This window comes from Pseudomonas sp. NPDC079086 (assembly GCF_044542155.1).
Classification (GTDB): domain Bacteria; phylum Pseudomonadota; class Gammaproteobacteria; order Pseudomonadales; family Pseudomonadaceae; genus Aquipseudomonas.
Window position 1 is genome coordinate 1,092,322 of sequence record NZ_JBITTY010000001.1, and the last position, 22,009, is coordinate 1,114,330.

Annotated in this window: 21 protein-coding genes; 6 read left to right on the forward strand and 15 right to left on the reverse strand. The window is 60.6% G+C overall.

What is annotated here, in order from left to right:
- Positions 1-27 precede the first annotated feature (27 nt).
- The 5 genes from ACIGEK_RS05175 to ACIGEK_RS05195 form a co-directional block, all read right to left on the reverse strand.
- Positions 28-879: an ABC transporter permease gene (locus ACIGEK_RS05175; protein WP_397492259.1), complete on the reverse strand. Its 852-nt coding sequence runs from the start codon at positions 877-879 to the stop codon at positions 28-30.
- 10 nt (positions 880-889) lie between these two features.
- The gene (locus ACIGEK_RS05180) at positions 890-2,122 is read right to left on the reverse strand and encodes an ABC transporter permease (protein ID WP_397492260.1); all 1,233 of its coding nucleotides are present in this window, start codon (positions 2,120-2,122) and stop codon (positions 890-892) included.
- 65 nt (positions 2,123-2,187) lie between these two features.
- Positions 2,188-3,261: an ABC transporter substrate-binding protein gene (locus ACIGEK_RS05185; RefSeq protein WP_397492261.1), complete on the reverse strand. Its 1,074-nt coding sequence runs from the start codon at positions 3,259-3,261 to the stop codon at positions 2,188-2,190.
- 33 nt (positions 3,262-3,294) lie between these two features.
- Positions 3,295-4,413, reverse strand: a complete 1,119-nt coding sequence (locus tag ACIGEK_RS05190; RefSeq protein ID WP_397492262.1) for an ABC transporter ATP-binding protein — start codon at positions 4,411-4,413, stop codon at positions 3,295-3,297.
- Positions 4,414-4,691: 278 nt separating this feature from the next.
- Positions 4,692-5,888: a class I SAM-dependent rRNA methyltransferase gene (locus tag ACIGEK_RS05195; protein ID WP_397492263.1), complete on the reverse strand. Its 1,197-nt coding sequence runs from the start codon at positions 5,886-5,888 to the stop codon at positions 4,692-4,694.
- A 185-nt stretch (positions 5,889-6,073) separates the two neighbouring features.
- Between ACIGEK_RS05195 and ACIGEK_RS05200 the strand changes: the two genes are divergently transcribed.
- The 4 genes from ACIGEK_RS05200 to ACIGEK_RS05215 all read left to right on the forward strand — a co-directional run bounded on the left by ACIGEK_RS05200 (position 6,074) and on the right by ACIGEK_RS05215 (position 8,848).
- Positions 6,074-6,886, forward strand: coding sequence for an HDOD domain-containing protein (locus ACIGEK_RS05200; protein WP_397493085.1), 813 nt, complete (start codon positions 6,074-6,076; stop codon positions 6,884-6,886).
- A gap of 72 nt (positions 6,887-6,958) precedes the next feature.
- Positions 6,959-7,771 (forward strand): bifunctional DNA-formamidopyrimidine glycosylase/DNA-(apurinic or apyrimidinic site) lyase, encoded by an 813-nt coding sequence (gene mutM, locus ACIGEK_RS05205; protein WP_397492264.1) that lies wholly within the window; start codon positions 6,959-6,961, stop codon positions 7,769-7,771.
- An 83-nt stretch (positions 7,772-7,854) separates the two neighbouring features.
- Positions 7,855-8,433, forward strand: coding sequence for a lysophospholipid acyltransferase family protein (locus tag ACIGEK_RS05210; protein WP_397492266.1), 579 nt, complete (start codon positions 7,855-7,857; stop codon positions 8,431-8,433).
- A gap of 76 nt (positions 8,434-8,509) precedes the next feature.
- Positions 8,510-8,848, forward strand: a complete 339-nt coding sequence (locus ACIGEK_RS05215) for a multidrug transporter (protein WP_397492267.1) — start codon at positions 8,510-8,512, stop codon at positions 8,846-8,848.
- A gap of 82 nt (positions 8,849-8,930) precedes the next feature.
- Here ACIGEK_RS05215 and ggt read toward each other — a convergent pair whose 3' ends face one another.
- The 6 genes from ggt to ACIGEK_RS05245 all read right to left on the reverse strand — a co-directional run bounded on the left by ggt (position 8,931) and on the right by ACIGEK_RS05245 (position 15,418).
- The gene (gene ggt / locus ACIGEK_RS05220; protein ID WP_397492268.1) at positions 8,931-10,643 is read right to left on the reverse strand and encodes a gamma-glutamyltransferase; all 1,713 of its coding nucleotides are present in this window, start codon (positions 10,641-10,643) and stop codon (positions 8,931-8,933) included.
- Positions 10,640-10,891 carry a YfhL family 4Fe-4S dicluster ferredoxin gene (locus ACIGEK_RS05225; protein ID WP_090250215.1) on the reverse strand — a complete coding sequence of 84 codons (252 nt, stop codon included), beginning with the start codon at positions 10,889-10,891 and terminating at the stop codon, positions 10,640-10,642. Before ACIGEK_RS05225 ends, ggt begins: the two co-directional genes overlap by 4 nt.
- A gap of 114 nt (positions 10,892-11,005) precedes the next feature.
- Positions 11,006-11,485 carry a pantetheine-phosphate adenylyltransferase gene (gene coaD / locus ACIGEK_RS05230; protein ID WP_160013623.1) on the reverse strand — a complete coding sequence of 160 codons (480 nt, stop codon included), beginning with the start codon at positions 11,483-11,485 and terminating at the stop codon, positions 11,006-11,008.
- Between the two features lie 122 nt (positions 11,486-11,607).
- Positions 11,608-13,203, reverse strand: a complete 1,596-nt coding sequence (locus ACIGEK_RS05235) for a GMC family oxidoreductase N-terminal domain-containing protein (RefSeq protein ID WP_397492269.1) — start codon at positions 13,201-13,203, stop codon at positions 11,608-11,610.
- A 173-nt stretch (positions 13,204-13,376) separates the two neighbouring features.
- A complete protein-coding gene (locus tag ACIGEK_RS05240; protein ID WP_397492270.1) occupies positions 13,377-13,922 on the reverse strand; it encodes a twin-arginine translocation pathway signal protein in 546 nt (181 codons plus the stop codon).
- Between the two features lie 53 nt (positions 13,923-13,975).
- Entirely contained in the window at positions 13,976-15,418 is a 1,443-nt protein-coding gene (locus tag ACIGEK_RS05245) for a coniferyl aldehyde dehydrogenase (protein WP_397492271.1), read from the reverse strand.
- A gap of 236 nt (positions 15,419-15,654) precedes the next feature.
- On the opposite strand from ACIGEK_RS05245, the gene ACIGEK_RS05250 reads away from it, so the two are divergent.
- Together ACIGEK_RS05250 and ACIGEK_RS05255 are read left to right on the forward strand one after the other, a co-directional pair.
- On the forward strand, positions 15,655-16,314 hold the full coding sequence (locus ACIGEK_RS05250; protein ID WP_397492272.1) for a TetR/AcrR family transcriptional regulator: 660 nt from the start codon (positions 15,655-15,657) through the stop codon (positions 16,312-16,314).
- An 81-nt stretch (positions 16,315-16,395) separates the two neighbouring features.
- Entirely contained in the window at positions 16,396-17,271 is an 876-nt protein-coding gene (locus tag ACIGEK_RS05255) for a substrate-binding periplasmic protein (protein ID WP_397492273.1), read from the forward strand.
- A gap of 18 nt (positions 17,272-17,289) precedes the next feature.
- Here ACIGEK_RS05255 and ACIGEK_RS05260 read toward each other — a convergent pair whose 3' ends face one another.
- The 4 genes from ACIGEK_RS05260 to ACIGEK_RS05275 all read right to left on the reverse strand — a co-directional run bounded on the left by ACIGEK_RS05260 (position 17,290) and on the right by ACIGEK_RS05275 (position 21,895).
- The gene (locus ACIGEK_RS05260; RefSeq protein WP_397492274.1) at positions 17,290-18,273 is read right to left on the reverse strand and encodes a hydrolase; all 984 of its coding nucleotides are present in this window, start codon (positions 18,271-18,273) and stop codon (positions 17,290-17,292) included.
- A gap of 187 nt (positions 18,274-18,460) precedes the next feature.
- Entirely contained in the window at positions 18,461-19,066 is a 606-nt protein-coding gene (gene rsmD / locus ACIGEK_RS05265; protein WP_397492275.1) for a 16S rRNA (guanine(966)-N(2))-methyltransferase RsmD, read from the reverse strand.
- Entirely contained in the window at positions 19,066-20,547 is a 1,482-nt protein-coding gene (locus tag ACIGEK_RS05270) for a M16 family metallopeptidase (RefSeq protein WP_397492276.1), read from the reverse strand. The genes rsmD and ACIGEK_RS05270 overlap by 1 nt, the downstream gene beginning before the upstream one ends.
- Positions 20,540-21,895: a M16 family metallopeptidase gene (locus ACIGEK_RS05275; RefSeq protein ID WP_397492277.1), complete on the reverse strand. Its 1,356-nt coding sequence runs from the start codon at positions 21,893-21,895 to the stop codon at positions 20,540-20,542. The genes ACIGEK_RS05270 and ACIGEK_RS05275 overlap by 8 nt, the downstream gene beginning before the upstream one ends.
- Positions 21,896-22,009: the final 114 nt, after the last annotated feature.

The following is a 22,009-nucleotide window of genomic DNA, read 5'->3' on the forward strand; positions in this document are numbered from 1 at the left end:
CCGGTAACCTGGGTTGTCGGGGCCTGCTTATAGCTCTTCGATGCCACGCATGCGAGTGGCGCGTCGGCGCAGCAGTTCGATGGTGATCAGCAGGACAATCGACATCAGGATCAGCAGGGTGGCGATGGCCAGAATACTTGGGCTGATTTGCTCGCGCAGGCCCGAGAACATTTGCCGAGGGATGGTGCGTTGTTGCGGCCCAGCCATAAACAGGATCACCACCACCTCGTCGAACGAGGTGATAAAGGCGAACAGCGCGCCGGAAATTACCCCGGGACGGATCAGCGGCATGATGATGTCGAAGAACACCCGTAGCGGCGTGGCGCCCAGGTTCAGCGCCGCGCGAGCCAGGCTGTAGTCGAAACCGGTGAGGGTTGCGGTGACGGTGATGATCACAAATGGTGTACCCAGCGCTGCGTGGGCGATGATCACGCCGAGGTAATTACCGGCCAGGCCGAGGTCGGAATAGAAGAAGAACATGCCAGCGGCGGTGATGATCAGCGGCACGATCATCGGCGACAGCAGCAGCGCGGTAATCAACCGCCGCGCCGGCATGTCATCGCGGGCCAGGCCAACGGCGGCGCAGGTGCCAAGTAAGGTGGCCAGCAGGGTGGCGAAGAAACCGATCACAAAGCTGTTCTTGATCGCCAGCAGCCACTTGTCGTCGCTGAAAATGGCGCTGTACCAGCGCAGCGAGTAGGCCTCGGGCTGAAAGGTAAGCATGCCTTCGGTAAAGCTGAAGAACGGCTCGACGTTGAACGACAGTGGGATGATTACCAGGATCGGCATGATCAAAAACAGCAACACCAGCCAGGAGCTGGTTTTCAGCAGCCAGCTGCCCAGGTGATGCCAGAAGCCGTAATAGGCGGGAATCTTCATAGTCTGTTCCTTAGCCCAGTTTGATATTGCTGGCACCGACGAAGCGGTCGTACAGCCAGTACAGCAGCAGGATCAACGCGAGCAGCAGTGAGCCCAGTGCGGCGGCGAGCTCCCAGTTGTTCGAGCGCTGCATATGGAAGGCGATGATGTTGCTGATCATCTGCCCATCGGTGCCGCCGACCAGTGCCGGGGTGATGTAGTAGCCCACGGAAATGATGAACACCAGCAGGGCGCCGGCGCTCAGTCCCGGCATTGTCATCGGGAAGTAGATGCGGGTGAATGCCGGAATCGGCCGCGCCCCCAGTGACAGCGCCGCGCGTAGGTAGCTAGGGTCAATGCCGCGCATCACGCTGTAGAGCGGCAGAATCATAAATGGCAGCAGGATGTGCGTCATCGCCACCACGGTGGCGAACGAGGTGTAGAGCATCTCGATGGGTTGATCGACGATGCCGACCCCGAGCAGAAACGAGTTGATCACCCCGTTGGTCTGCAACAGTGCGATCCAGGCCGTGGTGCGTACCAGCAGTGAGGTCCAGAACGGCAGTAGCACCAGCACCAGCAGCAGGTTGGCACGGTTCTCCGGCAGCCCGGCCAGGTAGTAGGCCAACGGGTAGCCGAGCAGGGCGCAGAAAACGGTGATGATCAGCGCCATGTTCAGGGTCTTGGTGTAGAGCTGCAGGTAGATCTGTGTGTCTTCACGTACCTGAATGCCTTGCTCGGGGTCTAGTTCAAGGTCGAGGGCAGTTAGGTAGTAGTCATAGGTGTAGGGCTTTCCCGCTCGCTGGATGGCGTACCAGGTATCTGGGTTGCTCCACTTACGATGGGCCTTGAGCAGGGTATCCGCACCTTGTTGTGCGAGTTGCTCGTTATTCAGGCGCGAGACCTTGCGCGCGGTGGATTTGACCACGCTGGACATGCCGGCGGTAGCGCGGTTGATCTCTTCGGCTAGCTTGCCGGACTGGCGCTCTTTAGCCAGGTCATGCAGCTCCTTGGCGAAAACAGTGAGGGTCTGTTCATCGGGTATGGCTTTGCCGTCCCAGCGTTGCAGCTCGCTTAGGGTCAGCGGAATTAAGGTGGCCACCGTCGGGTGACTGACACTGCGCCAGAGCATGCTGGCGATGGGGGCAACGAAGCTGAGCATGATGAATATCAGCAGCGGCAGCACAAACATAAACGCAGTCAGACGCTTCTTGCGTCGACCACTGGCGGCTTGGTTGGCTTCGGTGCTGGTGAGAGAGGACAAGCGTTAACTCCTATACAACCTGAAAGCGACGCCCCGCGCCGTTGTGGCGCGGGGCGTCTGAGGTTTTACTTCAGCAGCCACTCGTTGAATTTCTCACCGAGAGACTCACCGTAGTCGGCCCAGAAGTCCGAACCGGCCTGGATGCCTTTGCTCAGGTGAGCGGTTGGCAGGTGCGGTGCAGCGCTTTGGTCAGCCAATGGCATGGACGATTTGCGCGTCGGACCGTAGGCCACGTCCGGCATGCCGGCCAGCGGCTTGGAGCCGGTGGCGTAGGCGATGAACTTCATAGCCAGGTCTTTTTTCTTCGAGCCTTTGACGATGGCCCAGGCATCGAGGTCGTAGACGTGACCGTCCCAAACGATGACAAAAGGCTTCTTCTCTTGGCGGATGGCGTCATAGAAGCGGCCGTTGGCCGATTGCACCAGTACCGCACCGCCGTCGTTCAGCAGTTGCGGCGCCTGGGACCAGGAATCAAACCAGACGATGTCCTGTTTGATCGTGTCCAGTTTGGCAAATGCACGGGCTTGGCCTTCTGGAGTAGCCAGCACTTCATAAACGTCAGCCGGTTTTACCCCATCAGCCAGCAGCGCCCATTCCATGTTGACCTGAGGGCGTTTGCGTAGAGCGCGCTTGCCGGCAATTTTCTTGGTATCGAAGAAATCAGTGATGCTGGCGGCCTTGGTGTCGCCGATGGTTTTCTCGTTATAGGCGAAGACCACCGACCAAACGATATTGCCAACCGCGCAGTCGCTGGACAGGGCTTCGGGGATAAAGTCTTTGTCGGCGGCTACGCCGTCGATGCCGGCGGGTAGAAGGCTGTGATCAAGGGTTTCTAGCAGCCCCTCAGAGCAGGCGCGCTCAAGGTCGATTACCTCGAAGTCGACCACGTCCCATTGAATGTTGCCGGATTCAACCTGGGCTTTGATCTCGGCCACACCGCCGGTGTAGTCCTCGAACAGCACCTTGTTGCCGGTGTCTTTCATAAACGGGTCGATAACGTGTTTCTGCTGGGCTGCGCCATAGGCACCACCCCATGACACTACCGTGAGAGTTTCCTCGGCGCTGGCGGCAAAACTTGCCGTACCCAGTGCGGCAGCTAAAGCGAATGTGGAAAAGCGGGTGGTCAGTGTTCTAGCCATGCTGTGCTCCATTGCTTTTTAGTCTTAGGGTTATTAGAGCGCCTGCGGAACATCCTGTCGGTCCAGGGCTTGGCTGTCTTGTGGCAGCCAGGCCAGGGCGACCTCATCCTTGACGCTGAGTTGCGGTGCGGAATTGTCATTCATGTTCTTCACCACCAATTCGGTGCCATCGGCGGTTTCGAAGTGGTAGCGGATGTATTCGCCGACGTAATGGCGGGTGACGAAACGTGCCATCACCTGATTGCCGGTGCTGCCAAGGCGTTCGGTAAAGCTGAGCTTTTCCGGGCGAATAGAGACGGTGGTAGGCAAGCCAACTTCGCTGCAGTTGGCTTTTAGTGCGCTGACCAGGCCGCCATCCTCCAGGCGCACCTGCACGGTGTCCTCGTTGACCACCTCGATCACGCCCTTGAGCTTGTTGCTCTCACCAATAAAGTCGGCGACGAACAGGTTGGCCGGGCGCTCGTAGAGGACATGAGGCGGCGCACACTGCTGGACGATGCCGTTATTGAACACGGCGATACGGTCGCTCATGGTCAGGGCTTCGGTCTGATCGTGGGTCACGTAGATTACGGTGAAACCGAGTTGCTCGTGCAGGCGCTTGATCTCGAACTGCATCTGCTCACGCAGCTTTTTGTCGAGGGCGCCGAGCGGTTCGTCCATCAGTACGATGTCAGGGGCGAAGATCAGTGCGCGGGCGAGGGCGACACGCTGGCGCTGGCCGCCGGAGAGTTGGCCGGGGAAACGGTTGCCAAAGTCCAGCAGCTCGACCAGCGACAAGTACTCATCGACCTTGGCGTTAATCACGTCTTTGGGCTGTTTGCGAATTTTTAGCGGGTAGGCGAGGTTCTCGCGCAAGGTCATGTGCGGGAACAGTGCGTACTGCTGGAACACCATGCCGATATTGCGTTGGTAAGGTGCGATGCTGGTGACCGAGCGGCCGTTGATCAGGATCTCACCGCTGGTCACGTCCTCGAACCCGGCGAGCATCATCAGGCAGGTAGTTTTACCCGAGCCGGAAGGGCCGAGCAGGGTGATAAATTCGCCCTTGGCCACATCCAGATTGAAATCCATGACCACCAGATTCTTGTGGTCGTAAGTCTTCTTGACGTTGGTGAATTGCAGGAACGGTTTGTCCCCAGCCAGGTCAGCCATACCCCTCCCCAAATGTGCTTTGAGTAGACAGCCGCTTGTGGCCGCTATCTGAATGCTTGAATTCGCAGGCCCGCTTCTGTGGTTCGGCGGGAACTTGTTTGAATGTTCAAGTTACGCAAGCACTGTGCCAGTACGCCGCCAGTGCATCGCGATGCGCGTCGGTGCTGGGATCTAAGCCTAGCCCAGGCGTGGGGTTGCGCCAGGCGAGTGTGGGGAGTGGTAACAACGCGGGAGAGAAAGAAGCACCTGCCGAGACGCACTCGACAGGTGCGTGGTGCTCAACTGTTGGGCAGTAAGCGCACGGTCAGGCTCTTGATATAGCGGGTTTCAGCAATGGCTGGGTGTACCGGGTGATCGGGGCCCTGGGCGCCGCGTTCGAGCAGCTGGATGTTGCGATCCAGATGGCGCGCACTGGTCAGCAAGATGTTCTGCAGGTTGTCTTCTTCCAAGTGCATGGAGCAGCTGGCGCTGATCAGGATGCCGTCCTTGTTGAGCAGGCGCATGGCCTGTTCATTGAGGCGGCGATACGCACCTTCACCGTTCTTCTGGTCTTTCTTGCGTTTGATAAAGGCCGGTGGGTCGGCGACGATCACGTCGAAGCGCTCTTCCGAGGCTTTGAGCTGTTTCAGCGCTTCGAACACATCGCCTTCAACGCAGGCAACCTGGTCAGTCAGGCCGTTCAGGGCGGCGTTGCGTTCCACGCCGTCAAGGGCAAAACCGGAGGCGTCTACGCACATCACGTCGCTGGCGCCGAAGGCCGCAGCCTGCACGCCCCAACCGCCGATATAGCTGAACAGATCGAGTACGCGTTTGCCTTTGACGTAGGGCGCCAGGCGCGCGCGGTTCATGCGGTGGTCGTAGAACCAGCCGGTTTTCTGTCCTTCGATCACTGGCGCTTCGAACTTCACGCCGTTCTCTTCCAGGGCGACCCACTCTGGTACCACACCAAACGGGGTTTCCACATACCGCGCCAGGCCTTCGGCATCGCGGGCGGCGGAATCGTTTTTGAGCAGGATGCCGCTGGGCTTGCACACCTGAATCAGCGCAGCGAGCACGTCATCCTTGTGCCGTTCCATGGTGGCGGAGGCCAGTTGCACCACCAGAATGTCGAAGAAACGGTCGACCACCAGGCCCGGCAGCAGGTCGGAGTCACCGTACACCAGGCGGTAACAGGGCTTGTCGAACAGACGCTCGCGCAGCGACAGGGCGACGTTGATGCGGTGCACCAGCAGGGATTTGTCCAGCACGTGCTTGACGTCCCGCGACAGCAGGCGCGCGCAGATCAGGTTGTTCGGGCTCATCGCGACGATGCCCAGCGGTTTACCGCCGGTCGCTTCGAGGATAGCTTGGTCGCCCGCTGCGAAACCGCTCAGCGGGGTGGCGGCGACATCGATTTCATTGCTGTAGACCCACAGATGGCCGGCGCGCAGGCGTCGATCGGCGTTGGCTTTCAGGCGCAGGCTGGGCAGGGACATGCTGGGGACTCCGAAAAAAGAGCGGAATTATAGCGGGTTCGGCAGCGGCGCGGCGGTTACAAAAGTCATCTGTGGAAGTACTAGGGGTTTGGCTAGACTGTGTCCTACCTCTCATTCTGGTTGACCCTGTTATGTCCCAAGAGCTCTCCGCCGAATATATCCAGCAAGTGTTGCAAGGCATCAGCGTGCCGCCGCAGCCGCAGATCATGGTGGATTTGCAGATGGAACAGGTGATGCCGAGCCCGGATTTACGCGCCATCGCCAAGCTGATCGGCCAGGATCCAGGTCTGTCTGGTGCGTTACTTAAACTGGTTAATTCGCCTTTTTTCGGCCTGGCCAACCGTATCGCCTCGATTCAGCAGGCGGTTAACCTGCTGGGCTGCAACACGGTGATCAACCTGATCAATGCGCAGTCCATTCGGGGCGAGCTGACAGATGAGGCCATCGTCACCCTCAACCGCTTCTGGGATACCGCCCAGGATGTGGCCATGACCTGTCTGACCCTGGCCAAGCGCATCGGCTATCACTCGCCGGATGAGGCTTACACCCTCGGTTTGTTCCACAACTGCGGCATCCCGCTGATGATCAAGCGCTTCCCTAACTACATGATTGTGCTCGAGGAGGCCTACGCCAGCACCACCAGCGAGCGCCGCGTGGTGGATACCGAGAACCGCCTGCTCAACACCAACCATGCGGTGGTCGGTTACTTCACCGCCAAGTCGTGGAACCTGCCGTTGCACCTGTGCGAGGCGATTGCCAGTCACCACAATGCCCTAGCGATTTTCACCGAGGATTCCAGCCGCGATGCGCAGCTGAAAACCCTGTTGGCGATTCTGAAGATGGCCGAGCACATCTGTGAAAGCCATTTGGTGTTGGGTAATCAGGCGGACGATCATGAGTGGCAAAGCATCGAGCAGCTGGTGCTGGAATATGTCGGCCTGTCCGGATATGACTTCGAGAACCTACGTGAGAGCATTCGCGACATGGGTGCGAGCTAGGTCTGTTTCCTCGCTGCGGGGCGATCCTGCTAAGGTAAGCGCCCGCTTGAATTGCTCGGCTGAACACTCGTTATGCCAGAACTTCCCGAAGTAGAAACCACTTGCCGCGGTATCGCGCCCTACCTTGAAGGTCAGCGTGTCAGCCGAGTAATCGTGCGTGAGCGCCGCCTGCGCTGGCCGATCCCTGAGGACCTGGATATTCAGCTATCCGGGCAGCGTATCGAGTGTGTCGAGCGGCGGGCCAAGTACCTGCTGATCAAGGCCGAAACGGGCAGTCTGATCAGCCATCTGGGCATGTCCGGCAGCCTGCGTCTGGTCGAGGCGGGTTTGCCGGCGGCCAAGCATGAGCATGTGGATATTGAGTTGGAGTCCGGCCTGGCCCTGCGCTACACCGATCCACGACGTTTCGGTGCGCTGCTGTGGAGCCGTGATCCGTTTAGCCATGTGCTGCTCAGCAAGCTGGGCCCCGAGCCGTTGACCGAGTTGTTCGACGGTGATCGGTTGTTTCAGCTGTCCCGTGGTCGGGTCATGGCGATCAAGCCCTTTATCATGGACAACGCCGTGGTGGTTGGGGTGGGCAATATCTACGCGAGTGAGGCGCTGTTTGCGGCTGGCATCGATCCTCGCCGAGAGTCGGGTTCTGTTTCGCGGGCTCGCTATCTGACGCTGGCGGATGAGATCAAGCGCATCCTCGCCCACGCTATAGAGCGCGGCGGCACAACCCTGCGTGATTTTGTCGGCGGCGATGGTCAGCCGGGTTATTTCCAGCAGGAGCTGTTCGTCTACGGTCGCGGCGGTGAGTTCTGCAAGCACTGCGGCAGCACCTTGCGCGAGGTCAAGCTAGGCCAGCGTGCCAGCGTTTATTGTCCGCGCTGCCAACGCTAGGTATTTTTCGCCGAGCTAGATTTGCTCGTCATGCGCTGATGTTTGAGCTGATTACACAACAATAAGAAACACCGAGGTTTTTGATGTCCGGTAACTATCTGTCCCGTAACCCTCTGGCCGAGTGGATCGGCCGTATGGCGCTGAAATTGATGGGGTGGCGTATCGAGGGCGAGCTGCCGCAGCTCGACAAGTTCGTAGTGATTGGCGCGCACCACACTTCCAATTGGGACTTTGTGATTTTCATCGCGGTGAAGTTCGTTCTGCGCCTTAATGCCCGCTGGTTCGGCAAGCACACCATCTTCCGCTGGCCCTTTGGTGCGCTGATGCGGCTGTGGGGCGGCATAGCCATCCGTCGCGATCGCCAGGGTAATACCGTCGAGCAGGCGGTGCGGGCTTTTGCCGAGCATGAGCAATTTATGCTGATCCTCTCTCCCGAAGGCACGCGCAAGAAGGTCGAACGCTGGAAAATGGGCTTCTACCATATTGCTCTCGGCGCAAACGTGCCGATTGTGCTGGGTGCACTGGACTATCAGAACAGGCGGGTATTTATAGGCCCGACCTTTATGCCGACCGGGGATGAAGCCGCCGATCTCAAGGCAATCCTGGAGTTTTTTCGGCCGTTTATTCCGAAAAAACCTGAATACGCCTTTTGTGGCGATTGACGGCCGTCACGCTGACAATTACCAATGCGCTGTTATAGTTAGACTCACCGCCTCCTAATAGCTGAAGGATCGCCCCATGAAACTGTTCCGCTCAACCGCTGCTGCTCTGGCGCTGACCACTGGCCTGCTGGCGCTGCCGGCTTATGCTGACGTAGCGCAGCAGAACACTAGCGGCGACCCTCTTTATACGTCTAACGCACCCAAAGCGTTTTCGATGATTGGCGATCTGCTGATTGCCCGGCCATTGCTGATTGGCGCAACTGCAATCGGTGCTGTGGCATTCGTGGTGAGCCTGCCGTTCACGGCCGCTGGTGGCAATATTGGCGAAGCTGGCCATGCGCTGGTCGTGGAGCCAGGCCGGGAAGCTTTTGTACGCTGCCTGGGCTGCACCACCAGCGGCTACAAGCAGAACTGATAGTTTTCGATGCTTCTGGGCTGCCGCGGTGTTTGGTTTGGCAGCCCGGTGTGATTTTCGTCCGGCATATCAGTATTCCGCATTACTGCGGCACGACTGGTGTGACCACCGCAGTACCGATCCCGCGTGGATCGCTCACTGCTTCAACCTTCCCGCCCTGCTTGTCCCACAGCAGTACCTGCTGATTGCCGTAGTGCCTGCCGGTTGATTTCAATTGATGTCCAAGTGCTTCTAGCGCCGCTGTTTCTGCTGGGCTGAATGTGTCTGGCTCATGCTCGATCAGGTCCGGACGGAATTGGTGGTGATAGCGGGCGACGCTGGGCCAGCGCTCGATTGGTTGCTGATCCAGGTACTGCAGCATCGCCAGCAGCACCATGCTGGGGATCCGGCTGCCGCCCGGCGTGCCGAAACTGGCGAAGTCTTTAGCGCTTTCTATAAAGCTTGGGCTCATGCTCGATAGCGGCCGTTTGCCGGCGGCGATGCTGTTGGCCTGGCTGCCGCTCAGGCCGTAGGCATTACTGCCTTGTATGTCGGCGGCAAAGTCATCCATTTCGTTGTTCAGCAATACGCCGGTGCCTGGCACGGTGAAGGCGGCGCCGAAGGGTAGATTAACCGACAGTGTTGCGGCGACTGCATTGCCCTCGGTGTCGAGCACCGTGAAATGAGTGGTGTGATCGCCTTCTTTCCAGGCCTTGCTAGGCGGCAGGCTGTCACTTGAAGTGGCGCGTTGCGGGTCGATGCTGCTGGCCAACTGCTTCAGGTAAGCCGGGGCCAGCAGTTGCTGAGCTGGGTTGCGGACAAAGTCCGGGTCACCCAGCAGACCACGATCCCGGTAGGCGCGGCGCAGGGTCTCCACCACAAGGTGAGTACGCTGCACACTATCAGCCTGTCGCCAGGGTAGTTGCTGCAGCATCAGCAGGCTTTGTCCTAAGGCAATGCCACCGGCTGACGGCGGTGGTGCACTGATCAGCTCGCGGCCCTGATCCAGGGGGACGCGTAGTGGCTGGCGCTCAACGATGCGGTAGTCGGCCAGGTCCTTGAGGGTCCAGATACCACCTGCATCACGCACTACTTTTACCAGCTGTGCGGCTACCGTCCCAGCGTAAAAGCCCTGAATGCCTTTTGTGCCCAGTTGCTCTAGTGTGCGGGCCAGTTCTGGCTGGCGTAGCAGGCCGAATTCTCCGGGTATTTCGCCTTTGTCGAGGAAGATTCGTGCGGTTTCCGCGTCTTGGCGCATGGCCGCCAAGCGCCAGCCGGCGCGTTCCCGGTAAACCCGGTCGATGCTGACGCCGCTGCGCGCCAGACGAATGGCCGGCGCCAGTGAGTCGCGCAGCGGCAGGCGGCCGAAGCGTTCGGCCAGCTCGACCAGGGCTGCCGGCAAACCAGGAATGCCAGCGGCCAGCGCGCCATTCAGCGAAAGGTCTTTGTTTATCTCGCCGTCGACCCGGTACAGGTCGGCGTGGGCCGCTTGTGGCGCACGCTCACGCGCATCGAGAAAGCGGTAGGTCGGTGACTCGCCGGCTTCGCGCAGGAGAAAGAAACCGCCGCCGCCCAGGCCGGAACCGTAAGGTTCGACCACCGCAAGTGCTGCGCTGATGGCCACTGCTGCGTCAAAGGCGTTGCCGCCAAGGGCCAGGGTTTCCTGGCCCGCCACGGTGGCGGCTGGGTGTGCGCTGGCAATCGCAATGCGTTCAGGCGGGGCTGCGGCATGTAGCTCAAGGGTGCAGAGAAGAGCAAGCGCACCAAGCAGGGCGCGCCAGGGGAGGTGGCCGCGGATCAGGCGGCCGGTCTTCATGCTTTACCGGTAATGATCAGGTACTTCTGCATCAGCTCATCCTTGCTCTCGACATTGTTCTCATCGAGCGGGATGCAATCCACCGGGCAGACCTGTTGGCACTGCGGCTCGTCATAGTGGCCGACGCATTCCGTGCACAGGTTGGGGTCGATCTCGTAGATTTCTTCGCCCTGGGATATCGCGGCGTTCGGGCATTCGGGTTCGCAGACGTCGCAGTTGATGCAGTCGTCGGTGATGATCAGGGACATGACAGAACCACTCCTGCTGCCGCCTTGCGGCGCAGCCTAGATGTGTGCAGAAAGACTATGGTGCAAATTGTGCCGCATCGGGGCCGCGCATGCACGCGGCCATGCGGTAATGACTCAGCGCTTGAAGCGCTCGGTCAGCGCGGCGGCCACGGCCGGGTGCACGAAGTTGGAGATATCACCGCCCAGTGCGGCGATTTCGCGGACTAGCGTCGAGGAGATAAACGAATACTTTTCCGATGGGGTGAGAAACAGGCTTTCCACGTCCGGGGCCAGCTGGCGGTTCATATTGGCCAGTTGGAACTCGTATTCGAAGTCGGAAACCGCGCGCAGACCGCGCAGAAATACATTCGCGCCTTGTTCTTTGGCGAAATGCGCCAGCAGGGTGGAAAAGCCGACTACCTCAACGTTGGGCAGGTGTTGGGTGACCTCCCGTGCCAGCTCGACGCGTTGTTCCAGGCTGAACAGCGGGTTCTTCTTCGGGCTGGCGGCGACCGCAATGATCACGCTGTCGAACAACCGTGCGGCGCGCTCGACCAGGTCGCCGTGCCCCTTGGTGATGGGGTCGAAGGTGCCTGGGTATAACACTCGATTCATCGTGACGTCCTGGCGGGTCCGTTGGGGAGTCGGATGGTAGCGCAGCGCTTCCCCGCGGCCAAGTCGGACGCCGGTTATCGAGGCTATTCACGGGCACAGAGCGGCCCGTGAATACCGTGCCATCAGGCGTGCTTGAGGCGTTCGGCGAGTTCTGTCGCGAGTTTGGCGGTCAGGCCGTAGATCGACAGCTGTGGGTTGGCGCCGATGCTGGTGGGGAACAGCGAACCATCATGGATCGACAGGTTGCTCAGCTGATGGTGACGGCCGAGGCTATCGGCGACAGCCTGTTGCGGGTCCTCACCCATGGCGCAACCGCCCATTACGTGGGCGCTGCCCAGGCGAGTGCGGTACAGCTCAAGGCTGAGGCTGTCGATCAGGTTTTTCGCCTCAGCCAGGGTTTTCACATAGCCGGCATCGGCGTGCAGCGGCAGCACTGCTTTGGCCCCGGCGGCGAACTGGATTTCGGCCATGGTATGGAATGCGCGGCGCACGCCGTCCCAGGTGTAATCGGTCATCTGGTAATCGAGTACTGGGCTGCCATCCCCACGCAGTTCCACGCTGCCTTCGGCGCTGTCCGGGTGAAAGCCATCACGCAGCAGGGCGAGCATCACGTTGGTGTTGGGCAGCTGTTCCATGCGCATGGCGTTGTCGATGCCGAAGCGGCCGAGCAGGGTGGCGGTCAGCGCCGGCTGCAACGGCGGTACTTCGAGCTTGTAGGATAGGCGTCCGGCTGTGCCGTCATCCCACTGGAAATGGTCGGAGTAGATCGACTGCGGTGCGCCGTAGAACGGGTTGATCACCTGCTCGAATAGCGCAGCCGAGAAGTTCACCAAGTGTAGGTAGGTACGTTTGCCGGTGCGCTGGTGCGGGTCAGGTGCGCCTGAACGCATGAGAATCCCAGGGGTGTTGATGCCGCCGCCGGACAGCACGTAATGCTTGGCCTTGACCATGATCTTGCGGCCATTTGGAGCGACGCTGCGCTCATCCATGCCCAGGCATTCGATGCCGCTGACCTTGTCGCCATCCAGCACTAGGCGCTCGGCGCGTGCCAGGTAGAGCAGTTCGCCGCCTTTTTCCAGCGTCGCCGGGATGGTAGTCACCAGCATCGACTGCTTGGCGTTGGTTGGGCAACCCATGCCGCAATAGCCCAGGTTCCAGCAGCCGCGCACGTTGCGTGGAATGACCTTCCATTCATAGCCGAGCTTTTCACAGCCGCTGCTGATCACGGCGTTGTTGGCGTTCGGCGGCACGGCCCAGGGGGCGACGCCCAGGCGCTGTTCCATCTGCTCGAACCAGGGCGCCATTTGCTCGGGGCTGTGGCCTTTTACGCCATGCTCCTTGGCCCAGTGCTCCAGGGTTGGCGCGGGGGTTCGAAAGCTTGAGGTCCAGTTAATCAGCGTGGTGCCGCCCACCGCGCGGCCTTGCATGATGGTGATCGCACCATCCTTGCTCATGCGGCCGATACCTTCCTGATAGAGGCTGGCGTAGGCCTTGTCTTCGAGCATCTTGAAGTCGTCGCTGGTTTTTAGCGGGCCTTCTTCAATCAGCAGCACCTTGAAGCCTGCCGCGCTGAGGATTTCTGCGGTGGTGCCGCCGCCGGCGCCGCTGCCGACGATGGCCACGTCGGCTTCCAGGGTCAGATCGCTGTCCAGGCGCGAACCGTTATAGGTTTTCCAGCCACGGGCCAGGCCTTCTTTGAAACTGTCGGGTACAGGCATTTAGGGTGCTCTCAGGCGAATTCTTATTAGAGTTCAGTGGTTCCGCTAATTGACGATCTCGCGAGCTAGAGCCAGGCAAGGCAAAAATGTCCGAGGAGGCGGAATGTACTTTTGTACATGAGCACTCCGAGGCCATTTTTAACGCGGCATGGCCGACGCGCAGCAGATCGTGGTCAAACAGTCGGAGGGCCGGGGTAGCCGCAGTGTGCCCAGGACTCTGCTCGGCTGTACCAACTCATCATCACCAGTTGCAGCAGCGAGGCGTGGCCCATTTTCAGCAGGCCGATGGAGCTGCTCTGCCAGCGGTCGAGAAAGGCCTGCACATCGGTCGGTGATGCGTTTTCCCAGCTGCCCCAAACGCCGGTCAGTGGCCCGCGGGTGACCGGCATCGCGAGCACGTCGAACAGCTGCACAGTCAGCTTGAGCAGCTCCGGCGAGACGTGATTAAGGCTGTAGTCGAGGCTGGCGAGGGTGCCTGCCACTGCTTGCGGCATTTTCTCTGCCGTTACTGCACCGGCCAGCATCACCGGAATCAAGGCATTCAAAAAGGCCAGATCGGACTCGCGGATCACCGCAAAGCCGGCTTTCGGCGTGCTCGCCGAACAGCCGCTGAGGCTGGCAGTTAGCCCGGCGGTGGCGAGAAAAGCCGAGCCCATCAGGCTAACCTTGAGCAGGCTGCGACGTGACAGGCTAGGTACTTCAAGCGTGGTGTTGTGCATTTATTGTTATCACCGATTCAAGCCATTGCCCTGGCGGCCAGGGCAGGATGGCGTTAACGAACGAACAGTTTGTAAACCAGCTTGTGCAGGGCTTTGCCGTAAGGTGGGTAGATCATTTTCGCGGCGTTGAAGCGCTGCTTGATAAACACGCCCTTGGCCTTGCTGAAGGTGAGGAAGCCTTCATGGCCGTGGTAATGGCCCATACCAGATGGACCGACGCCGCCGAATGGCATGTCGTCTTGGGCCACGTGCAGCAAGGTGTCGTTGATACACACGCCGCCGGAATGGGTCTCGTGTAGTACGCGTTGCTGTTCGCTCTTGTCATAGCCGAAGTAGTACAGCGCCAGCGGGCGGTCACGCTCGTTGATAAAGCTGAAGGCGTCTTCCAACTTGTCGTAAGGAATAATCGGCAACAGCGGGCCGAAAATCTCGTCCTGCATCACCTTCATCTCATCCGTCACATTCAGCAGCACGGCATACGGCATGCGTCGCCCCTGGGCTTCGGGGTACAACGGGATAATGCTCGCGCCCTTGCTCTCGGCGTCCTGCAGGTAGCCATTAAGGCGCTGTTGCTGACGCTCATTGATGATCGCGGTGTAGTCGGGGTTGTCGGTGAGCTGCGGATAAAAACCTTGCACGGCGTTGCGATAGGCATCGACAAAACCCGCCACACGGTCTTTCGGCACCAGCACGTAATCTGGCGCCACGCAGGTCTGGCCGGCATTCATGGTTTTGCCGAAGGCGATACGCTCGGCAGCATCGGCCAGTGGCACGTCGGCGCTGACGATGGCTGGTGACTTACCGCCCAGCTCCAGCGTGACCGGCGTGAGGTTGTCGGCGGCGGCGCGCATCACATGTTTGCCGATGCTGGTGGCGCCGGTGAACAGCAGGTGATCGAACGGCAGTTTGGAGAAAGCCATGCCGACTTCCGCTTCGCCCAGCACCACGGTTACCAAGTCCTCAGGGAATACCTTGGCCAGTAGCTCCTTGACCAGCAGTGAGGTAGCTGGAGTCGACTCACTCATTTTGATCATTACCCGGTTGCCGGCGGCCAGTGCGCCGACCAGCGGGCCGATGGCGAGAAATAGCGGGTAGTTCCACGGCACGATCACCCCGACCACACCCAGTGGCTGGTAGATAACCTTGGCGGCGGCTGGCATAAACTGCATGCCGACGCTGCGCCGCGAAGGCTTCATCCACTTCTTGATGCGCTTGGTCGCGTAGTGGATGCCATGCAGGCTGGGCATCAGCTCGGCGAGCAGGGTTTCGTCGGCGCTGCGGTTGCTGAAGTCCTGGGAGATGGCGCTGATCAGCGCGTCACGCTCATTGCTGAGCAGGTCGCGCAACACGTTGAGCCACTGAATGCGCTGCTCGGCCGAAGGCATGGGGTTGGCCTTGAATGCCTGGCGCTGACGGGCAAAGCTGCTTTCCAGCTGGCTGAGCTGCTGTTGGCTGCGTTGCAGGCTTTGTTCTAGGTAAGCGACGTCGGCGACCATGGTGTTGCTCCTCGGCATTCCAGCAATGCAGTGCGTCAGAAGAGCTGAGGCGACTGCAGAAAAGGTGTGCTGGATTTTTAGAGCAATTGCTCTAATCTGTCAAATAGCATGGCGCTGTAAGCCGACGGACGCAGCCCAACGAAAAGTTAGCGCATGTTTCCACGGCTTTTTCCGGTAACACTTCTGACGTTTCTGCCTGTACCTTTGCCGGGCTTTTGAGCCGAGATCGAGTCGTTATGTCAGCCCCACTGAAAACCCGCGAACGCATCATTCAGGAAAGCCTGGCGCTGTTTAACGCCCAGGGCGAGCGCAGCGTCACCACCAACCATATCGCCGCGCATTTGGGGATTTCACCGGGCAACCTGTACTACCACTTCCGTAATAAGCAGGCGATCATCGCCGAGCTGTTCGCCCTGTATGAGGGGCAGGTCAGTACCTTTCTACGCCGTCCCAGCGGGCGCGACCTGACGGTGGCAGATAAGACCTTTTATCTGGAAGCACTGCTGGCAGCCATGTGGCATTACCGCTTCTTGCACCGCGACCTCGAGCACTTGCTGGAAAGTGACACGGAGCTGGCTGAGCGTTATCGGCTGTTTGCCCAACGCTGCCTGGTGCAAGCGCAGGATATTTATCAGGGGTTTGTCGAGGCGGGCATCCTGCTGATGGATGCGGCGCAAATCGAGGCATTGACCCTCAATAGCTGGATCATCATGACCTCCTGGGTGCGTTTCCTTTGCACCACTCGTGGAAACCCCGATGACCTCAGCGAAGAGATGTTGCGGCGTGGTGTCTATCAGGTGCTGGCGCTGGAAGGCGGTTACATTGCCCCGCAAGCCCGCGAAGCTCTGGAGGCTTTGTATGCCAAGCTACATGTGCCGCTTGATCAGGTGATTTGACCCGGCGCTGTCTTGCAGGTGGTCGCCCCTGGTTGCAGCCGCCGCGTACAATTAACGTCCAATTGCAGTGAGTTTGGGTGTATGCGCGATATCAGGCTTTTGCTGGTGTTGCTTGGCGGCCTCTTTAGCGCGACTGCCTTTGGCGATAGTGGGTTGCGGGTCTGCCAACATGAACCAGAGAAGTACGCCTACCGGATCGAACTTAGTCAGTTGATTCTCGATCGTACTGCTGAGCGCTACGGGGCTCGCCAAATCCTCCCCAGTGATGGCCCGGACCCATCGCAGGATCGCTGTCTTGCTTTGCTCGCTAAGGGCTTAGTGGACCTGGCCTACGTGCCGCCAACAGAGCAGCGCCAGCGCGACTTTCTGACGCTGCCCTTCGATTTGCACAACGGCATGCTCGGCTTCCGCGTGCTGTTGATTCATCGCGCCGATGCCGCGCGCTTTGCCGCCGTCAAAAACCTGGATGATTTACGCCAGCTGCTGGGCGGTTTTGGTAGCCAGTGGGGCGACTTCGCGTTGTTCGCGCGCAATCGTTTGCCGGTGATAGGGGTTGTTAACCCGGATAACCTTTTGCCGATGCTCGACAAGCGTCGTTTTGCTTATTACCACCGCGGCCTGCATGAGGCCTGGAAGGAGCTTGCCGCCCATGCCGAGCAATACCCGCAGCTGATGGTTGAGCCACATCTGGCGCTGGTCTACGACCTGCCGGTGTTCTTCACCTTTAATCGCGATGACCCGCAACTCGCGCAGCGCTTTGCCGAGGGGCTTGCATTGATCCGTGCGGATGGCAGCTTCGGTGCGCTGTTCCAGCGTCACTTTGGTCAATTGGCTGAGCGGGCGCAGTTGCAGCAGCGCACGATTATTCCCCTTGATTACCCTGCATCCCCTGGCTTGCCACCCCGCGACACCAGCCTCTGGCTGACACCTGTAGAGGCGCCAGCCCAGGTGCAATGATACGTCGGGTATGGCTGATCAGGCGTGGGCGCGCTCGGCTAGCCACTGCGGGATGCGCCGTTCCAAGTAATAACCCGGTTTGGTCAGGCTGCCTTCGACAAAACCGACGTGGCCGCCGTGGGCGTGTAGCTCGAACTCGATGCTGGGCGATAGCTCAGTGGCTTCGGGCAGGCTGTGGGGGAACACGAAGGGATCGTCAGCGGCCTGGATGATCAGCGTGGGTGTCTCGATCCGGCCAAGGAAATAGCGGCTAGACGCGCGGCGGTAGTAGTCTTCGGCATCGGCGTAGCCATGCAGCGGCGCGGTGATGCGCCCGTCGAAATCCCAGAAGGTGCGCATGTTGTCCAGTGGGCCGAGTTTCTCCAAGGTGGACAGCCGGTCGCTCATGCCCTGATGCGCGAACAGACGTTGCTTGTCCTTCACGTAGGCCACCATCTCGCGCATAAAGTGACTCTGGTAGACCCTGGAAAAGCCCATGCCGATGCGGTCGGCGCACTGATCCAGGCGAAACGGCACCGACACCGCTGCTGCGCCCTGCAGCTGGCTGTCGGCCCCGGTTTCACCCAGGTACTTGAGCAGCACATTACCGCCCAGCGAATAACCCACGGCATACAACGGTGCCATCGGCCGCTGGGCGCGCAGGTGGCGTACGGTTTCCGCCAGGTCCTCGCTGGCACCGGAGTGGTAACCACGAGCCAGTAGGTTCGGCTCGCCGGAGCAGCCGCGCCAGTTCAGCGCCACGCTGGCCCAGCCCTGGGCCGCCAGCTTTTGCTGCAATCCCAGCACATACATAGAGTCGGATGAACCCGTCAGGCCGTGCAACACCAACACCAGCGGTGCGTCGGCCTGATGTGGGCCGTGCCAGTCAAGGTCAAGAAAGTCACCATCGTCCAGCCACAGTCGCTCGCGCGTGCGCTCAAGTTTCGCCGGTTGGCGACACATTGGGTTCCATAGGGTTTGTAGATGGGGGCCGGGTAGCCACCAAGCGGGTTTAAAGGGCATGGACTGGTATCGCTAGGGAAAGCGCCCAGGCTAGGGCCTTGGGCGGTGAAACGGAAGTGCTATGACTGGGGCGAATAACAGAACCTGACTTAGGGTGGGCTTGTTCTGCCTCCAGGTGGGTTGCGCCAAATCCTGCTGGGGATTAAACCCTGCTGATCTGCTCCGGCTCACCCACCCTGCAAAAGCCCTAGGCGGCTGTACGCTGCCACAGCGCGTAAAACACCTGTCCCGCCTTCTGTTCGCGGTGCAGGCGCCAATTACCGGGCATGCCCAGGCTGGAGGGCGGGTTCTCGCTTTCGGTGTAGACCCAGGCGTCGGCCGCCAGCCAGCCGTGCTGCTCGAGCAAGGTGCAGGCGGGCAGCAGCAGGTTCTGGTTGAACGGAGGGTCGAGAAACACCAGATCGAATGGCGTTGCTGCCGGGTTCTGCAGGTAGAGCAGGGCGTCGGTCTGCTGCAGCTGGCCGTTGTCGCAGTTCAGCGTTTGCAGGTGGCCGCGCAGGCTGGCGATGGCGGCTGGATTGAGGTCCAGGGCCAGGGCGCTGCCGGCACCGCGCGACAGTGCTTCAAGAAACAGCGCACCGCTGCCGGCGAACAGGTCGAGCACCTTGGCACCCTCGACATAGGGCGCCAGCCAGTTGAACAGGGTTTCCCGTACGCGGTTTGGCGTTGGCCGCAAGCCGGCGGCCATGGGGAAGTTGAACTGGCGTGAGCGCCATTGCCCGCCGATGATCCGCAGCTGGCCATCGCCACTATGGGCGGGATTGGCTTTCGGCGCCTTGGGTCGCTTGCTCATCAGTGCTCCGGGATCGCAGAGGGCTGCTCGACAGGGTTGTCAGTGGGCGGCGGCAGTTCTTTCTGAGCCACTGTCGGGCCTGCGGTGACGATCACCAGCGCATCGGGGTTCAGGTGCTTGGCCATGGCAGCTTTGACCTGCGCCACATCCAGCGCCTGCACGTCGCGCATAAAGTCTTCCAGGTAGCTCAGCGGCAGGTCGTAGAACCCCATGGAACCTAACTGACCGACGATGGCCGCGTTACTGGCAGTGGACAGCGGGAAGCTGCCGGCCAGCTCGCGCTTGGCGTTGTTCAGCTCGTCAGCGGTCGGACCATCCTTGATGAAGTCGGCCAGCATGCTTTTGACCAACTGCAGGGTGCCATCGCTGAGTTCGGCGCGAGTCTGCAGGTTGATCATGAACGGGCCGCGCGCCTGCATGGCGCTGAAGCCGGAGTAGACGCCATAGGTCAGGCCGCGTTTCTCGCGCACTTCGGTCATTAGGCGGGTGCCGAAACCACCGCCGCCGAATACCTGGTTACCTAAGTAGAGTGCCGCGTAGTCCGGGTCGCGGCGATCGATGCCGAGCTGGGCGATCATCAGGTGGGTCTGGTTCGAGGGGAACTCGATATGTTGCAGGCCCGGCTTGGGCTCTTGCGGTTGGGCGATGCGCGGCAGTGCCGGGCCTTTCGGCAGGGCGGCTGAGACTTGGCTGGCCAGGGCTTCCGCGTCGCTGCGCGAGAGGTCGCCGACCAGCGCGATAATCGCATTGCTGGCGGTGTAGGCCTTGGCGTGGAAGGCTTGCAGCTGTTCACGGCTAATTGCCGGAATCGATTCGGCATTGCCGTCGCTGGGGTGCGCGTAAGGGTGCGTGCCGTACAGCTGCTCGAACAGTGCCAGGCTGGCCAGCTTGCCGGGATTCTGTTTCTGGTACTCAAAACCGGCCAACAGCTGGTTTTTGATCCGCGCCAGGGCGTCTTCCGGGAAGGTCGGTTGGCCGAGCACCTGATTGAACAGTTGCATGGCCGGTTCGCGTTTGTCTGCAGCGCTCAAGCTGCGCAGGCTGGCAATGGCCATGTCGCGATAAGCGCCGTTACCAAAGTTGGCGCCGAGGTTTTCGAAGCCGGCGGCGATTGCGCCGACATCCTTGCCTGGTACGCCCTCATTGAGCATGGCATTGGTCAGCATGGCCAGGCCGGCGATGCCATCGTCATGGCTGCTGCCGGCAGCAAAGGTTAGTTGCAGGTCGAACATCGGCAGCTCGCGGGCTTCGACGAACAGCACCTTGGCGCCTTCGGCGGTTTGCCATGTCTGGATGTTCAGATCGCGGCGGCTGGGCGGCTGGTCGCCGAGGGCGGCCAGGGATTCGATGCTGGTCGATTCGGCGGGCGGAGCCGGTGTTGTACTGCTATCCGGGCGGTTGATCACCAGGGCCAGCAGCGCCAGCAATATCAGTAGCGCCAGGCCGAGCAGGCCGTAACGCAAGCCGTTGCGCTCACTCATTGCCCTTCTCCTCAGGTAGAACATTGGCGACGCTCAAGCGATCGCGGGTAAAGAAGGTGCTAGCGGCCTGCTGGATATTGGCCGGGGTCACGGCTTCCAGTTCGGCCAGTTCCTGGTCGATCAGTTTCCACGACAGGCCGACGGTTTCCAGTTGGCCGATGGCGGTAGCCTGGCTGGTGATCGAATCACGCTCGTAGACCAGGCCGGCAATTACTTGTGCACGCACACGGGCCAGCTCCTCGGCGCTCGGCGGGGTGTTCTTCAAATCCTCCAGCTCGCGCCACAGGCCAGCCTCGACCTGCTCGAGAGTCTTGCCGGTCTGCACGTTGGGCGTGGCGGAAAGAATGAACAGGCTGTCGCCACGGGAGAAACCGTCGTACCAGGCCGACGCGCCGGATACCAGTTCCTCGCCACGTTCCAGGCGCGTCGGCAGGCGCGCGCTGTAGCCACCATCGAGCAAGGCGGCTGCAAGGCGCAGCGCGTGCACCTGGCGCGGTTGTTCGGCGGTGGCCAGACCTGGCACGTTGAAGCCCATCATCAGGCTTGGCAGCTGGGTTTTCAGGTGCAGGGTGATGCGGCGTTCGCCGGGTGCGGCCAGCTCACGCGGCGCTTTTGCCGTCGGTACCGTGCGCTTGGGGATGGCGCCGAAATAGCGCTCGGCAAGGATTTTTACCTCGGCGACGCTGACGTCGCCGACTACCACGAGGGTGGCGTTGTTCGGCGCGTACCAAGCCTCATACCAGGCGCGCAGCTCCTCGACGGTCATGCGCTCAAGGTCGGCCATCCAGCCAATGGTTGGGGTGTGATAACCGCTGGCGGGGTAGGCCATGGCCTTGAAGCGCTCGTAGGCCAGGCTCGACGGCTTGTCGTCGGTGCGCAGGCGGCGCTCTTCCTTGATGACCTCGATTTCCTTGGCGAACTCGTCGGCCGGCAGCTTGAGGCTGGCCAGGCGGTCGGCTTCCAGCTCCAGGGCGATGGCCAGCCGGTCGCGGGCCAGCACCTGGTAATAGGCGGTGTAATCGTCGCTGGTGAAGGCGTTTTCCTCTGCGCCCAGTTCACGCAGGATGCGCGAGGCTTCGCCGGGGCCGAGCTTGCGGCTGCCCTTGAACATCATGTGTTCGAGGGCATGGGACAAGCCGGTCTGGCCGGGCGTCTCGTAGCTGGAGCCGACCTTGTACCAGAGCTGGCTGACCACCACGGGGGCGCGATGATCTTCGCGGACGATGACCTTGAGGCCGTTATCCAGGCTGAATTCATGGGTGGGTTGCGGCTCTGCGGCCAGGGCCAGCAGCGGAGTAAAGAGCACGCCGACACATAGGGCGGCGACACGATGGGCAAGCGTTGGCATGGGAGTCTGTTCACCGTAAATGGCATGTTGCCGTGACGCGGAGGGCGACTCGGCACGCTGTTAAGCGCAGGTATAAGGTGTTGGGCAAAACCTGCGGCAGAGTATCGCGTGTTG